Origin of the sequence: Sphingomonas sp. TREG-RG-20F-R18-01, from assembly GCF_022662475.1 — a bacterium.
GTDB lineage: Bacteria > Pseudomonadota > Alphaproteobacteria > Sphingomonadales > Sphingomonadaceae > Sphingomonas.
The window spans coordinates 119,063-132,536 of sequence record NZ_JAKNQQ010000006.1; the positions used below are offsets into that span (position 1 = coordinate 119,063).

Sequence of the window (13,474 nt, forward strand, 5' to 3'; positions counted from 1 at the left end):
CCGGCTGCCCGGTTCGGGCAGCGATGCGCCGGGCAAGCCCGTTACCGGGTCCCCGCCAACTGGTCCGTCATCACCGCATATTTCTCCGCCGGCGGTGCGAACTCGGCATCTTCGTCGACCAGCAGGCTCCAGCCCTTGGGTCCTAGCGCCTCGATCGGCCGGTAGCGGATCTTATACTGCATCCGCGGCGAGCCTTTGACCCAATAGCCGAGATAGACATACGGCAGCCCGACCGCGCGTGCCCGCAGGATATGATCGAGAATGATGAGATTCCCCAGCCCCGACCGGGCGGCATCGTCGGTCTCGAAAAACGAATAGATCATCGACAGACCATCCGCCTGCTGGTCGGTGAGACAAGCGCCGACCAGCCTGCCGCGCTCGCCGTTCTTGGCAGGTTCGCGATATTCGACGATGAAACTGTTGACCGGCGAATGCTCGACCATGTCGGCATAATCGCCTTCATCCATTTCGGCCATGCCGCCGCCCGGGTGTCGCGAGCCGAGATACCGGCTTAGCAGCTGGAATTGCTCGTCGGTCGCCCAGGGACGGCAGGCGGTGACTTCCAGGTCGCTGTTGCGCCGCAATTGCTTGCGCTGCGTGGCGTTAGCCTCGAAATCCGCGGTGACGACGCGCACCGATACGCACGCCGTGCAGCCGGCACAGCTGGGGCGATAGGCAACCGACTGGCTGCGACGAAACCCGATCCGCCCGAGCGCGTCGTTCAGATCGCTCGCCTGCTCACCACGCAGCTCGGTGAAGACCTTCCGCTCCTGGCGACCCGGCAGATACGGGCAAGGGGCAGGGCTGGTGACGAAGAAGCGCGGAAAGCGAAAAGGCGCAGTCACCGGATAGTGTCCTCTGCAGCGGGAAGGTGCGGTCCGCAATTCCAGCCATGCATGGCGTTATGAAAGGTCCTCGGCCCGATGGAAAGTACGTTTCATGAAAATGCGATTTCACCGGGCCGCTCGAATGCCAATCAGTCTAGCGATCAATTGCTGACGATCTGGTTAACAAACCATGTTCAGGCAAGTTCAACCGGCGTTACCGTATAACCTGCCACCTGCAGCGCATCGGTCAACCGATCGAGATGCGCACGGTCGCGGGTTTCGCACTCGACGTCGAGGAACAGACCCTTGGCCGGCAGCTTGGTGAAAATCCGCTGGTGGGACAGTTCCAGAATGTTGACGCGTTGGGCATCGAAGATCCGGGCGACGTTGAACAGCGCCCCGGGTTGATCCTGCAACCGGATCCGCAGGCGCGCGAGCCGTCCCGAGCGGGCGAGATCGCGCAACAGGACGTTCGCCAGCAATCGCGTATCGATATTGCCGCCGCACAGCACGACGCCGACGGTCCGCCCCGCGAACCGTCCCGGATGTTGCAGCAAGGCGGCTAGCCCGGCCGCTCCGGCACCTTCCACCACGGTCTTCTCGATCTGCAACAACAGGCTGACCGCCTGTTCGAGGCTGCGCTCGCTGACCAGGACGATGTCGTCGACCAGCGCTTCGACCATGTGCGACGTCAGCGCGCCGGGTTCCTTGACCGCGATCCCCTCGGCGAGCGTGTCGCCCGCGCACGGCATGGTGGTGCCGTTGATGCGGTTGTACATCGACGGGAACAGCTCCGCCTCGACCCCGACTACCTCGATCCGGTGGCCGCCCGGCCTGCGTGAAGCGGCTTCCGCCACGACCGCCATGCCCGAGATCAGGCCACCCCCACCGATCGGCGTCAGGAAGGTGTCGATCTGCGGAACGTCCTGCAGCATCTCCAGTGCAGTCGTGCCCTGGCCCGCAATGACACGGGCGTCGTCAAACGGATGGACGAAGGTCAGCCCGCATTCGGCCTCCAGTTCGCGCGCATGGGCATAGGCTGCGTCGAACGTGTCGCCGTGCAGGACGACGGTCGCGCCATGGCCCTCGGTCTGCGTGATCTTCACGATCGGGGTGTTCGTGGGCATGACGATGGTCGCCGGGATGCCGAGGCGGTTGGCGTGATAGGCAAGGCCCTGGGCATGGTTGCCGGCCGAGGCAGCGATCACCCCAGCGGTCTCGGGCGGCAGTTGCAACAGCGTATTGAGCGCGCCGCGCTCCTTATAGGCCGCGGTGAACTGCAGGTTCTCGAACTTGAGGTAGACGGTCGCGCCGGTCAGCTCGGACAGGGTGCGGCTGATGAAGCATGGCGTGCGAACGATCTGGTCCGAAATGCGCATGTGCGCGGCTTCGACGTCGGCGAGGGTGACGGGGAGGGTTTCGGACTTCGCTTGCGTTGCCATCATTCACTTCCGTTCGCCCCCGAGCCTGGGAGGGCAGCCTTGCTTTCCCACGTCGTTGGGCGACGGTGCGTCGACAGGCTCGGCACAGAAGGGAGCGCCCGTCGCCTAGACTATCTGGCGCGATGAAGGAACACGCCTTATCGCAAGCCCATGGTCAGCCCTTTCCCGCTTCGTTCTGCAGCCGCGCTGCTTTCCGCCACGGCGTTCCTCGCGGCACTCGTCCCGTCCCTCGCCAGGGCCGACGCCCTGATCGACAATGTCAACGGGATCAGCATGGACAAGGACGGCAAGGTGATCCGCTTTACGGGCTTGGTCATGTCGCCCGATGGCAAGGTGGTGAAGCTTCTGGCGGAAAACGAGAAGCGTCCGGTAAAGCTCGATTGGCGCGCGGATGAGCACGGCAAGGTGCTGCTGCCGGGGTTCATCGATGCGCATGGCCATGTGATGAAACTCGGGTTCCGCGCGCTCGAACTCGACCTGTCCGCGGCGACGTCGCTCGAGGATGCGAAGGCCCGTATCGCCGCTTATGCCGCCGCCAACCCCGACCGCAAATGGATCGTCGGCGGCGGGTGGAACCAGGAAGCGTGGAAGCTCGGACGATTCCCGACCGCTGCCGATCTCGACGCCGTGGTGAGCGATCGGCCGGTCTGGCTGCAGCGGGCGGACGGGCATGCCGGCTGGGCGAACAGCGCGGCGATGAAGGCGGCCGGTATCACCAGCAGGACGCTTGCCCCGGCGGGCGGCCGGATCGAGAAGACGGGTGCGCAACCCAACGGCGTGTTCGTCGATTCCGCGCGCGATCTGGTGGAGAAGGCCGCCCCGCAGCCGCTGCCCAAGGAGCGCGACTTCGCGTTCCTGAAGGCGCAGGAAATCCTGCTCAGCCATGGCATCACCGGCACCAGCGACATGGGCAGCACGATGGACGACTGGCTCAGCTATCGCCGCGCGGGCGATGTCGGCGCCTTGCGCATCCGCATCATGAGCTATGCCTTCGGGATCGAAACCGCCATCAAGATCGGAGGATCTGGCCCGACGCCGTGGCTGTATGCCGACAAGCTGCGAATGGGCGGGGTGAAGCTGTATGCCGATGGCGCGCTCGGCTCGCGCGGCGCGTGGCTCAAGGCGCCGTATAGCGACGCACCCGGGCAGTCGGGGGCGGGGTTCATGTCCGACGACGTGATCCGCAACCTGATGAGCCGCGCCGCGGTCGATCATTATCAGGTCGCGGTCCATGCGATCGGGGACCGCGCCAATGCCGAGGTACTAGGCGCGATCGACGATATGGTAGGCACCTATACCGGCGACCGGCGCTGGCGGATCGAGCACGCGCAGGTCGTCGATCCCGCCGACCTGCCGCGCTTCGGCAAGAATGGTATCATCGCCTCGATGCAGCCGACCCACGCGACCAGTGACCGCACGATGGCGGAAGCACGGCTTGGGCCGGCCCGGCTGGCAGGCGCCTATGCGTGGAATTCGATGTTGCGCAACGGCGCGACGCTGGCGTTCGGTTCGGACTATCCGGTCGAGGCACCCGATGCTTTTGCGGGATGGGCTACCGCTTTTACCCGGCAGGGTGCGGACGGCCAGCCTTATGGTGGCTGGCGCCCGGAGGAACGCGTGACTCGTGAACAGGCATGGTGGGCGTTCACGGGCGCTGCGGCCTATGCCGGGTTCGCCGAGGAGAAGTTCGGACGGCTCGGTGTGGGTCAGCGTGCGGACTTCATCATCGTCGACCGCGATCCGTTGCTCGCGAGCCCGAGCGACTTGCGCGCGACCAAGGTGGAGCAGACCTGGGTCGGCGGCGAGAAGGTGTTCGTGCGACCGTAGCGAACGGGCTCGTCGCTATCGCACGAGTTTCGTCGTAGTTCGCCCGTTCCCGGAAGAGGCAGGACGGACGCCTGCCAACATCGTCGAAACCCGCAATCGTCGAGCACGCCCAAGTCGCCTGCGCCCGTGCGTCAGTCCGCTTCGATATCGCGGTTGGCGTCGTTCTTGATGAAGCCGCGATCGTCCGCGACGAAGGTCGCCGCCGGTATCGCGCCCTGATCAATCGCGGTGACTCGCCATACCGGTGGGCCGCTTGCCGGTGCGATCAGCAGCGGCAGCTTGGCCCGGTCGTCCCAGCAGATATGCGTCGTGCGATTGCCCTCGGCCAGCGCGTACCAGCGGCAGGGCCGCGCGATCCGCGGCATGCCCGCGGGGCCCGTTGTCTCCAGCGTCAGACGATACGCGCCCTTTGGATGGCGCAGCCCGTGCCCGAGATCGTACCAGTCGGTGAAGGATCCGATCCGGTACAAATTGGTCCGGTCGATCGTGGTGCTGATCCGGCGTTTCAGGTCGAGCACCTTGAGCGTGTAGCCGACCTCGCCCGCCTTGCGGCTGGCGTAGGTCGCGAGCGCCTGATCGGTCACGCGCTTGATCCGGCGATCATGATCGCGCCACACGTCGAGATGGTGAACCGCCCCGTTGGCAGCATAGAGGACGCGATAGTGCAGGAAGCCCGGCTCGCCCGCTGCGCCGAACACGCGATCAAAGACGAGCCCGCGCGGGGCCTGCGCCGCCTGCCCCGGCGTGGTCGCCAGGGCAAGTAGGGGAAGCGCGATGGAAGCCAGCTTCGGTACGGAAATGCGCATTACTGGCGCGTTGCCTTGGCGTAGTCGAAGTAGCGATAGGTCTTGCCGTCGATCGTCAGATCCTTGACCTGCAACGAGATCGTATAGGTGCCCAGCGGCAACGACGTGTCCTTGGTCGTGCCGGTCGGGTCGAGCGGCGTTTCGAACTGGAGCCCGGTCGCCGGTGCGGTCGGGGCGATCGACGACGCCGCGATGGTCGGCGTCGAGGCGCTTGCAGGCGTCACCAGCGCTTCGTTGATGATGCGGCCATCGGCCTGCGGCATGGCGAGCCGCAGCAGATAGGCCACCGTCGGCGCGACGTCGACGTTGCCGGTCGGCGTCGTGACGGTGGCGCCCTTGCGGAACGACGGGCCCGCCGCGATCAGCGTGTTGTGGACGTCGATCGGGCTGAAGCTGCCGTGCATGCCACGCTGGCCACCGGTGCTTTCGAACTCGATGCCGAACTTGCCCTGAATGGTCGCCTGATCGTCCCAATTGAACGAGACCACGACGTCGGGTTGACCGTTGCCGCTGCGGGTCGCGTTCTCGAGGTTGACCTGGCTCATCTGGAGGGTGCCCGGGATCGCCCCGTAGCGGCTGTCGACGAACACTGCGCCATATTCCTCGCGCTGTTGCAGGAAGGTGACGAGGTTGCGGATCGTCGTCAGGTCGTGGCTGGGGACGTAGAAGTAATCCGATCCGCCATTGGCCGCGACGACGATGCCGTTCGTAGGCAGGCTGCCGGGGGCAGGGACGCGGAAGCTGCCGGTTGCGCTGATCGCCTGGTATTTGGTCGAGCTGGTGGCGCCGCACATCGTCGTGCTGGTGTCGACCCGTACGGGTACGGTCGGCGTGCCGGTCGCCGAAATGCCGTACATCGCGCTGACCGAGCAGCCGCTGCCATCATAGGCCTTGAACCCGCGATAGGTCAGCAAGTCGGCCGAGCGGACATCGCCGGAGAAGGAATATCCGGAGGAATTGAGCCCGCCCAAGCTCGCAGCGCTGGTCCCGCTGGTCGCGCCGTTGACGGTCGGGCCATTCGGAGCGGTCCCCGAGGGATTGATCGCGCGCAGGGGATACAGGTTGAGCGGGCCAGAGACGCTGGAATGCGCATGGTCCGATACGACGACGATGTTCGTCGTCGTGTCGAGGCCCTGCGCCTTAAGCGCGGCCATCAGCTCGCCCAGTCGCGCATCCTGCGACCGCAGGCCGGCGCGCGCATTGGCGCTGCCCGGGCCATAACCGTGCTCGACGTTGTCCGGGGTGCGGAACCAAATCAGCGACAGCATCGGCTTCTTCTGGGGCAGGATGTACGACGTGAAGACGTTGAGCATGTATTTGTTCGCCGCGTCCTCGGGCGCGCCCTGGCTCGTGTCGGTCGAATCGCGCGACGGTACCGTGATCGCCCCGTTGGGATCATAAGCGGTCGTATCGAACGTGACGTATCCGGCCCGCGCGGTCGGCGTGCCGTTCGTGCCTGCCAGCGTGACCGCGTCCGTGCCCGAATAATTGTTCACGACGTTGGTCGGCAGCGCGATGTTGGCGGCCTGCAATTCCGTGACGAGGCTCCGTGGCTGCACCGTGTTCTCGTCGAGGAACACGCCGCCCTTGCCGAGATCCTGAATATACGCGGCGCCCGACTTGCCGATCGCGGCGGTGGCCAGGCCGCCGGCCTGTGCCGTCGCGAACAGGCTCTTCACGAGTAGCAGCTGGCCGCCGTAATAATCGTTGAGCGTGGTGAGGACCTGATAATCCTCGGTGAAGACCGGATCGGTATAGCTCTGCGTCGAACCCGACGCGGTCTTGCCCGCCGGAATCGTGTTCCCCGCGCCCTGCGGCGGCGTCCAGAAGGTGTTGCCGTAGAAGCCCGAGGTCTTCGGGAAGGAACCGGTCGCGAACGACGACCCGTTCATCATCGTGAAGGTCGGGTAGGTCGAATGGTTGTCCTGGAAGTTCACGCCGCTCTGTTGCAGCGCGAGCAGGTTGGGCGTGTCGGTCGCATTGACGTCATCCGGGCGTAGGCCATCCCAGACCATTACGATCGTGCGGACCGCGGCGACGGCGGGGGTCGGTGTGGGGGTCGGCGTCGGGGTCGGGGTGGGCGTGGGGGTCGTGGTGGATCCGCCGCCGCTGCAACCCGCCAGGATGAGACTGGTCGCACATAGTGCCGCCAACGCCGAATGCTTTTTCATGATAGAAGCCCCACAAGTGAACCAGCCACACGGCATCGGCGGCAGGCGATAGGTGCAGTTAAGCGGCAAACATGACTACTGCGTGACTTATGGTAAAGAATTTGTCACGCAAATAGTTGGTTCGGTGTCATTTTTTGAAGGGCATGCCGATCACGCGCGCGACCGGCAAGACAAGCCAAGGCGCGCGACACGGGGTGTCACGCTGCTGTACCTTGGCTGTCAGGATCTGGCCCCGCCGCGACTAGGCGACTTCGGCGGATTCCAGCATTTCGTCGGGCTCGCGCAGCACATAGCCACGACCCCAGACGGTCTCGATGTAATTCTCGCCTTCGCAGGCCATGCTCAGCTTCTTGCGCAGCTTGCAGATGAACACGTCGATGATCTTCAGTTCGGGCTCGTCCATCCCGCCATACAGGTGGTTGAGGAACATTTCCTTGGTCAGGGTCGTGCCCTTGCGCAAGCTGAGCAGCTCGAGCATCGCATATTCCTTGCCCGTCAGGTGAACGCGCGAGCCATCGACCTCCACCGTCTTGGCGTCGAGGTTGACCGCGAGCTTGCCGGTGCGGATGACCGACTGGCTGTGCCCCTTGGAGCGACGGACGACCGCGTGAATGCGCGCGGTCAGTTCCTCGCGGTGGAACGGCTTGGTCACGTAATCGTCCGCGCCGAAGCCGAACGAGCGGACCTTCGAGTCCATTTCGTTGATGCCCGAAAGGATCAGCACCGGGGTTTGGACACGCGCGACGCGAAGCCGCTTGAGTACGTCGTAACCGTGCATGTCGGGCAAATTGAGGTCGAGCAGGATGATGTCGTAATCATACAGTTTGCCGAGATCGAGGCCTTCCTCGCCAAGGTCAGTCGTATAGACGTTGAAGCCTTCGGCCGTCAGCATCAGCTCGATCGCTTTTGCGGTCGTCGGCTCGTCTTCGATCAGCAGCACACGCATCTTGCTGTTCCCCGTTTCAAGGCGTCGGTACCTCCCGTGGCCCGACCGACCTTCGCAGTAACTATTAACCTCAACAGTGATGAAGGCAAAAGGTTAATTTGCGATTAAGCCGCGGTAATCCGCGAGTCGTCTAGGAGCTGGCCCCGAGTCGCGCGGATCAGCCCTGAACGCAGATCGATTTCAGGCGGTCGGTCAGGAAGGAAATCAGCCCCTCGACCCGTGCGGGGCGTAGCGTGCCGGGCGGTGTCATCAGGTGCAGCGCACCCGTATGCGGCGCCCAGTCCGCGAGAATGATTTCGATCCGCCCGGCCGCCAGGTCTTCCGCGACGATGAATTCCGGGAGCATTGCGATGCCCAGCCCACGCCGGAGTGCCGGCAGCATCGCCTCGCCGCTGTTGGTGGCGAGCGGGCCGTTCAGGCGTACCGACACTTCGGTCCCGTCGGGTCCGACGAAGCGCCATGGCGAGGTGACGTTGGTATAGGCGAAACAGCGATGCTCGCCGAGCTGTCCGGGATGGAGCGGGCGCCCGTGTGCGGCGAGATAGGCCGGCGCGGCGACGACATGCATCCGCATGTCCGCGAGTTTGCGGGACCGGAGCGAACTGTCGGGAAGCGTCGCGATGCGCAACGCGATGTCGAAGCCTTCGGCAACGATGTCGACGCGCGCGTCCGACAGATGCAGGTCGATCTCGATCCCCGGGTTGAGCACCAGGAAATCCGCGATCACCGGGGCGATCGCGAGCAGTCCAAGCGACATCGGCGCAGCGACCCGGACCAGTCCGGTCGGGGCGCTCGCCGCGTCCAGTGCGGCTTCCTCCGCGGCGGTCGCCTCGGCGAGGATCCGCGCGGCGTGCTCCGCCAGGGCCTTGCCGTTTTCGGTCAGCGTCAGGCGTCGCGAGGTCCGATGGAACAGCGACTGGCCGAGATGCGCCTCGAGCCGGGTCACCGCCTTCGAAACGGTCGCCTTCGAGACACCGATCGCATCGGCGGCGCCGCTGAACGAACGGTATTCGACCACGCTGGCAAAGATTGCCCAGGCTTCGAGGTCGGGAAGACGCATGCAGCAAGCTCCAATCGATACGGCCGCGTAACCCTTACCGACGGAAACGATCGGTTTCCAGTGTTTCCATTTACGATGCGATGAGAGGGCTTATCTTGCTCATAACGGAATGCATCATTCCCTTGGAGACATAGCATGATCGAGAAGAGGTCCTTCGAGAGCCTGGGTCACGCCAATCATGGCTGGCTGAACGCGCGCCATCATTTCTCTTTCGCCAACTATTACGAGCCCGCCCGGATGGGCTGGGGCGCGATTCGCGTGTGGAATGACGACGAGATCGCCGCCAACAGTGGGTTCCCGCCGCATCCCCATCGCGACATGGAAATCATTACCTACGTCCGCAAAGGTGCCATCACCCACAAGGATTCGCTCGGGAACGAGGGGCGCACCGGCGCAGGCGACGTGCAGGTGATGAGTGCCGGCACCGGCGTGCGTCATGCCGAGTATAATCTAGAATCCGAGCAGACCACGATCTTCCAGATCTGGATCGAGCCCAGCCGCACCGGCGGATCCCCGTCCTGGGGCGCCAAGCCCTTCCCGAAGGACGACCGCTCGGGCCAGTTCGTCACCTTGGCCAGCGGCTTCGCCGAGGACACCGGTGCGCTGCCGATCCGCGCCGAGGCGCGGGTGCTTGCCGCCATGGTTCGCGCCGGCGAGACGATCACGCACGAGGTTCTGCCCGGCCGACACGCCTATCTGGTTCCCGCGACGGGATTGATCGAGATCGATGGCCAGACGTTCAAGGCGCGTGACGGCGCGGCCATGGATGGCGGCCAGACCGTGACGATCACCGCGATCGAGGATGCAGAACTGGTCCTCGTCGACTCCGAATAAAGTTCATCGCCGTTCCACCCCAGCATAAGGACGTTCCCATGGCCAAGGTTCTCGTACTCTATTACTCGTCATACGGTCACATCGAGCAGATGGCGGATGCCGTCGCGGAAGGCGCGCGTTCGGCCGGTGCCGAGGTCGATATCCGCCGTGTCGCGGAAACTGCACCGCAAGAGGTCGTCGCCGCTGCGCATTTCAAGACCGATACCGCACATCCCCTGATCGAGGGGCCCGACGCGCTTGCTGATTATGATGCGATCATCGTCGGTGCGCCGACCCGTTATGGCCGGATGCCCGCGCAGATGGCGGCGTTCTGGGATACGACAGGCGCTCTCTGGTTCGGTGGCAAGCTGATCGGCAAGGTCGGCGGCGCGTTCACCTCGACCGCCAGCCAGCACGGCGGGCAGGAGACGACCCTGTTCTCGATCATCACCAATCTGCTGCATCACGGCATGACGATCGTCGGGCTCGACTATGGCTTCAAGGGCCAGATGGGGGTCGAGAAGGTTCTCGGCGGCACGCCTTATGGTGCGACGACGATCGCCGATGGCGACGGCAGCCGTCAACCCGCTGCCGAGGAACTCGACGGCGCGCGCTATCAGGGCAAGCGGATCGCCGAGACGGCAACGAAGCTGTTCGGCTGAGCGAAAGCCCGGCTTAGGGCAGAAGCCGGGGCGGGGGGCAGCATGGCTGTCCCCCATTTCGTCATTCGGGGCGGGCCCAGTCGCCGGACTTGCCGCCGATCTTGGTCAGCAACTGGACGTCGCGAATGGTCATTGCCTTGTCGATCGCCTTCGCCATGTCGTAGATCGTCAGCAGCGCGACGGTGACCGCGGTCAGCGCCTCCATCTCCACGCCGGTCTTGCCGTCGGTCGCGGCCGTCGCCCTGGCCATGACGCCGGCATCGTCGACGGCAAGCTCGATCGCCACGCGGGTCAGCGGCAGGGGATGGCAGAGTGGAATCAGATCGCTGGTCTTCTTTGCGCCCATGATGCCGGCGACGCGGGCAACCGCCAGGACGTCGCCCTTGATCGCGGCCCCGTCGCGGATCGCGCGTACCGCTTCGGGGGCCATGTCGATCCGTCCCTGGGCAACCGCCTCGCGCCGTGTCGGAACCTTGCCGCCGACATCGACCATATGCGCCGCACCGGCGGCATCCAGATGCGTCAGCCCGCTCATCCGATCAGTGCCCGCGTCGCAGCCTCGACGTCGACCTGGCGCATCAGCGCCTCGCCGATCAGGAAACAGCGAATATCGTGCTCGGCCATCGCATCCAGATCGGCGCGCGTCGTCAATCCGCTTTCGGCGACGAACGTGCAGTTCCTGGGGGCCTTGGACACCAGCTCGTAGGTTCGCGCGAAGTCGACCGTAAAGGTCCGCAGATCGCGGTTATTGACGCCGATCAGCCGCGACTTGAGCTTCATCGCGCGCTCCATTTCGTCGGGGGTATGGACCTCGACCAGCACGTCCATCCCGCATTCGAGCGCGCTCGCCTCGATCTCGGCAAGCAGGCCGTCGTCGAGCGCCGCCATGATCAGCAGGATCGCATCGGCGCCAAGCCCGCGTGATTCGGGAACCTGCCAAGGATCGACCATGAAATCCTTGCGCAGAACCGGCAGGTCGCACGCGGCGCGTGCCGCGATCAGATACGCATCCGACCCCTGAAACCAGGCTTCGTCGGTCAGCACCGAGAGACAGGCGGCCCCCCCGGCAGCATAGGCCGCGGCATGTGCGGGAGGATCGAAGTCTTCGCGGATCAGGCCCTTGGACGGGCTGGCCTTCTTGATCTCGGCAATCAGCGCGAGCCCGGTCTTCGCCTTGGTGTCGAGCGCGGCGCGAAACCCGCGCGGCTTGCTCTGCGCGGCCATGCGCGCGTCGAGTTCGGACATCGGGATCGTCGCCTTGCGCGCGGCAACGTCGGCGCGCTTGGTCTCGAGGATGCGGTTGAGGATATCGGTCATGAATAAGCGATCCAGCGATCGAGCAGGGCATTGGCGGCGCGCGTGTCGAGCGCTTCCGCGGCGAGGGCAACGCCTTCGGCGAGGGTCCGGGCCGTCCCGGCGACGATCAGCGCAGCGGCCGCGTTGATCAGCACCGCGTCGCGATACGCGCCGGTCTCGCCGGTCAACAGACGCCGTAGCGCGGCGGCGTTATAGGCAGGGTCGCCGCCGACGATCGCGGTGATCGGATGGCGCGGAAGGCCTGCGTCTTCCGGCGCGATGCGATCGGGCAGCGAAGCCTGGCCGACGCTGACTGCCAGGGTCGGGCCGGCGCAGGAGACTTCGTCCAGTCCTTCCTCCCCCGAGACCACCAGCGCAGCCTCGGTCCCGAGCTGTTCCAGCGCGGCGGCATAGGTCGCGGCATAGTCGGGCCGTGCGATTCCGATCAGCTGCCGCGTGACACCGGCCGGATTGGCCAGCGGGCCCATCAGGTTGAAGATCGTACGCCGACCGATCCGCTGCCGGATCGGCGTGATGCGCTTCATCGCCGGGTGGTGGTTCGCCGCGAACAGGAAGGCGATGCCGATGTCCTGCAGGCTCGCCTCGGCGCTCGCACCGGCGCGCTCCATGTCGAGGCCAAGCGCCTCGAGCGTATCCGCCGCGCCCGCCTTGGACGACGCCGCGCGATTGCCGTGCTTGGCGACGGGAACGCCCGTGCTGGCGACCACGATCGCTACGGCGGTCGAGACATTGAGCGTGTGGTGCCCGTCTCCGCCCGTCCCGCATACGTCGATCGCACCCTCGGGCGCAGCGATTGGGATCAGGCGGTTGCGCAAGGCGCGGGCAGCTTCGGCGATTTCGATGCTCGTCTCGCCGCGCTCGGTCAGGCCGATCAGGAAGGCGGCGATCGCCGCTTCCGGAACATGGCCGTCGAGCAGATCGGCGAAGGCCTGCGCTGCCGTCTCCCGGCTGAGCGGGGTCGACGGATCGGGCAGCAACGCGAGCGTGCTCATGCGACCGCCTTGGCAGCGATGCCGGCGTCGGCGAGGAAGTTGGCGAGCATGGCGTGGCCATGTTCGGTCGCGATGCTTTCGGGATGGAACTGCACCCCGTGAATCGGCAGGCTATGGTGCCGCACGCCCATGACTGACCCATCGTCGGCGTGTGCGTTGGCGACCAGCGTGTCGGGCAAGTCCTTGACGATCAGCGAGTGATAGCGGGTTGCGATGAATGGCGAGGGGAGCCCGGCAAATACCCCGCTGCCGTCGTGCGTGACCGGTGAGGTCTTGCCGTGCATCAGTCCGCCGCGCACGACCGTGCCGCCGAAATGCTGGCCGATCGCCTGATGGCCGAGGCAGACGCCGAGCAGCGGCCGCGCGGTTTCCGCGCAGGCGGCGACCAGATCGAGCGATATGCCCGCCTCATCGGGGGTCTTGGGACCGGGCGAGATCAGGAACCCTTGTGCGTTGCTCGCCATGGCGTCGGCGGCGGTCAATGCGTCGTTGCGGACGACCTTCACCTCGGCCCCCAGCTCCATCAGATAATGGACAAGGTTCCACGTAAAGCTGTCGTAATTGTCGATGACGAGGATCATCTCGCGCCGCTACCGTGTTTGGACATCTAT

13 protein-coding genes are annotated in these 13,474 nt (G+C 65.2%); 3 read left to right on the forward strand and 10 right to left on the reverse strand.

Features of this window, described 5'->3' with window-relative positions:
• Positions 1-41: 41 nt before the first annotated feature.
• Both L8K25_RS16250 and L8K25_RS16255 read right to left on the reverse strand, forming a co-directional pair.
• Positions 42-845, reverse strand: a complete 804-nt coding sequence (locus L8K25_RS16250; protein ID WP_242140025.1) for an arginyltransferase — start codon at positions 843-845, stop codon at positions 42-44.
• 176 nt (positions 846-1,021) lie between these two features.
• Positions 1,022-2,269 (reverse strand): threonine ammonia-lyase, encoded by a 1,248-nt coding sequence (locus L8K25_RS16255; protein ID WP_242140185.1) that lies wholly within the window; start codon positions 2,267-2,269, stop codon positions 1,022-1,024.
• Positions 2,270-2,419: 150 nt separating this feature from the next.
• Here L8K25_RS16255 and L8K25_RS16260 point away from each other — a divergent pair, with 150 nt between their 5' ends.
• Positions 2,420-4,096: an amidohydrolase gene (locus L8K25_RS16260; protein ID WP_242140026.1), complete on the forward strand. Its 1,677-nt coding sequence runs from the start codon at positions 2,420-2,422 to the stop codon at positions 4,094-4,096.
• A 131-nt stretch (positions 4,097-4,227) separates the two neighbouring features.
• Here the strand turns inward: L8K25_RS16260 and L8K25_RS16265 are convergent, their stop codons facing one another.
• From L8K25_RS16265 to L8K25_RS16280, 4 genes are all read right to left on the reverse strand, one after another.
• Entirely contained in the window at positions 4,228-4,902 is a 675-nt protein-coding gene (locus L8K25_RS16265; RefSeq protein ID WP_242140027.1) for a hypothetical protein, read from the reverse strand.
• Positions 4,902-7,073, reverse strand: a complete 2,172-nt coding sequence (locus tag L8K25_RS16270) for an alkaline phosphatase family protein (RefSeq protein ID WP_242140028.1) — start codon at positions 7,071-7,073, stop codon at positions 4,902-4,904. The genes L8K25_RS16265 and L8K25_RS16270 overlap by 1 nt, the downstream gene beginning before the upstream one ends.
• A 241-nt stretch (positions 7,074-7,314) precedes the next feature.
• Positions 7,315-8,019 carry a response regulator transcription factor gene (locus tag L8K25_RS16275; RefSeq protein ID WP_010163146.1) on the reverse strand — a complete coding sequence of 235 codons (705 nt, stop codon included), beginning with the start codon at positions 8,017-8,019 and terminating at the stop codon, positions 7,315-7,317.
• Between the two features lie 157 nt (positions 8,020-8,176).
• Entirely contained in the window at positions 8,177-9,079 is a 903-nt protein-coding gene (locus tag L8K25_RS16280) for a LysR family transcriptional regulator (RefSeq protein WP_242140029.1), read from the reverse strand.
• A 135-nt stretch (positions 9,080-9,214) separates the two neighbouring features.
• Between L8K25_RS16280 and L8K25_RS16285 the strand changes: the two genes are divergently transcribed.
• Both L8K25_RS16285 and wrbA read left to right on the forward strand, forming a co-directional pair.
• Positions 9,215-9,913, forward strand: coding sequence for a pirin family protein (locus tag L8K25_RS16285; protein WP_242140030.1), 699 nt, complete (start codon positions 9,215-9,217; stop codon positions 9,911-9,913).
• A gap of 38 nt (positions 9,914-9,951) precedes the next feature.
• Positions 9,952-10,554: an NAD(P)H:quinone oxidoreductase gene (gene wrbA, locus L8K25_RS16290; protein WP_242140031.1), complete on the forward strand. Its 603-nt coding sequence runs from the start codon at positions 9,952-9,954 to the stop codon at positions 10,552-10,554.
• A 61-nt stretch (positions 10,555-10,615) separates the two neighbouring features.
• On the opposite strand, the gene moaC is transcribed toward wrbA, so the two are convergent.
• The 4 genes from moaC to L8K25_RS16310 are packed head-to-tail and all read right to left on the reverse strand — an operon-like array spanning position 10,616 to position 13,444.
• Positions 10,616-11,089 (reverse strand): cyclic pyranopterin monophosphate synthase MoaC, encoded by a 474-nt coding sequence (gene moaC / locus L8K25_RS16295; protein ID WP_242140032.1) that lies wholly within the window; start codon positions 11,087-11,089, stop codon positions 10,616-10,618.
• The gene (gene trpC, locus L8K25_RS16300; RefSeq protein WP_242140033.1) at positions 11,086-11,871 is read right to left on the reverse strand and encodes an indole-3-glycerol phosphate synthase TrpC; all 786 of its coding nucleotides are present in this window, start codon (positions 11,869-11,871) and stop codon (positions 11,086-11,088) included. The genes moaC and trpC overlap by 4 nt, the downstream gene beginning before the upstream one ends.
• The gene (gene trpD / locus L8K25_RS16305) at positions 11,868-12,863 is read right to left on the reverse strand and encodes an anthranilate phosphoribosyltransferase (protein ID WP_242140034.1); all 996 of its coding nucleotides are present in this window, start codon (positions 12,861-12,863) and stop codon (positions 11,868-11,870) included. The genes trpC and trpD overlap by 4 nt, the downstream gene beginning before the upstream one ends.
• A complete protein-coding gene (locus tag L8K25_RS16310; RefSeq protein WP_242140035.1) occupies positions 12,860-13,444 on the reverse strand; it encodes an aminodeoxychorismate/anthranilate synthase component II in 585 nt (194 codons plus the stop codon). Before L8K25_RS16310 ends, trpD begins: the two co-directional genes overlap by 4 nt.
• Positions 13,445-13,474 lie beyond the last annotated feature (30 nt).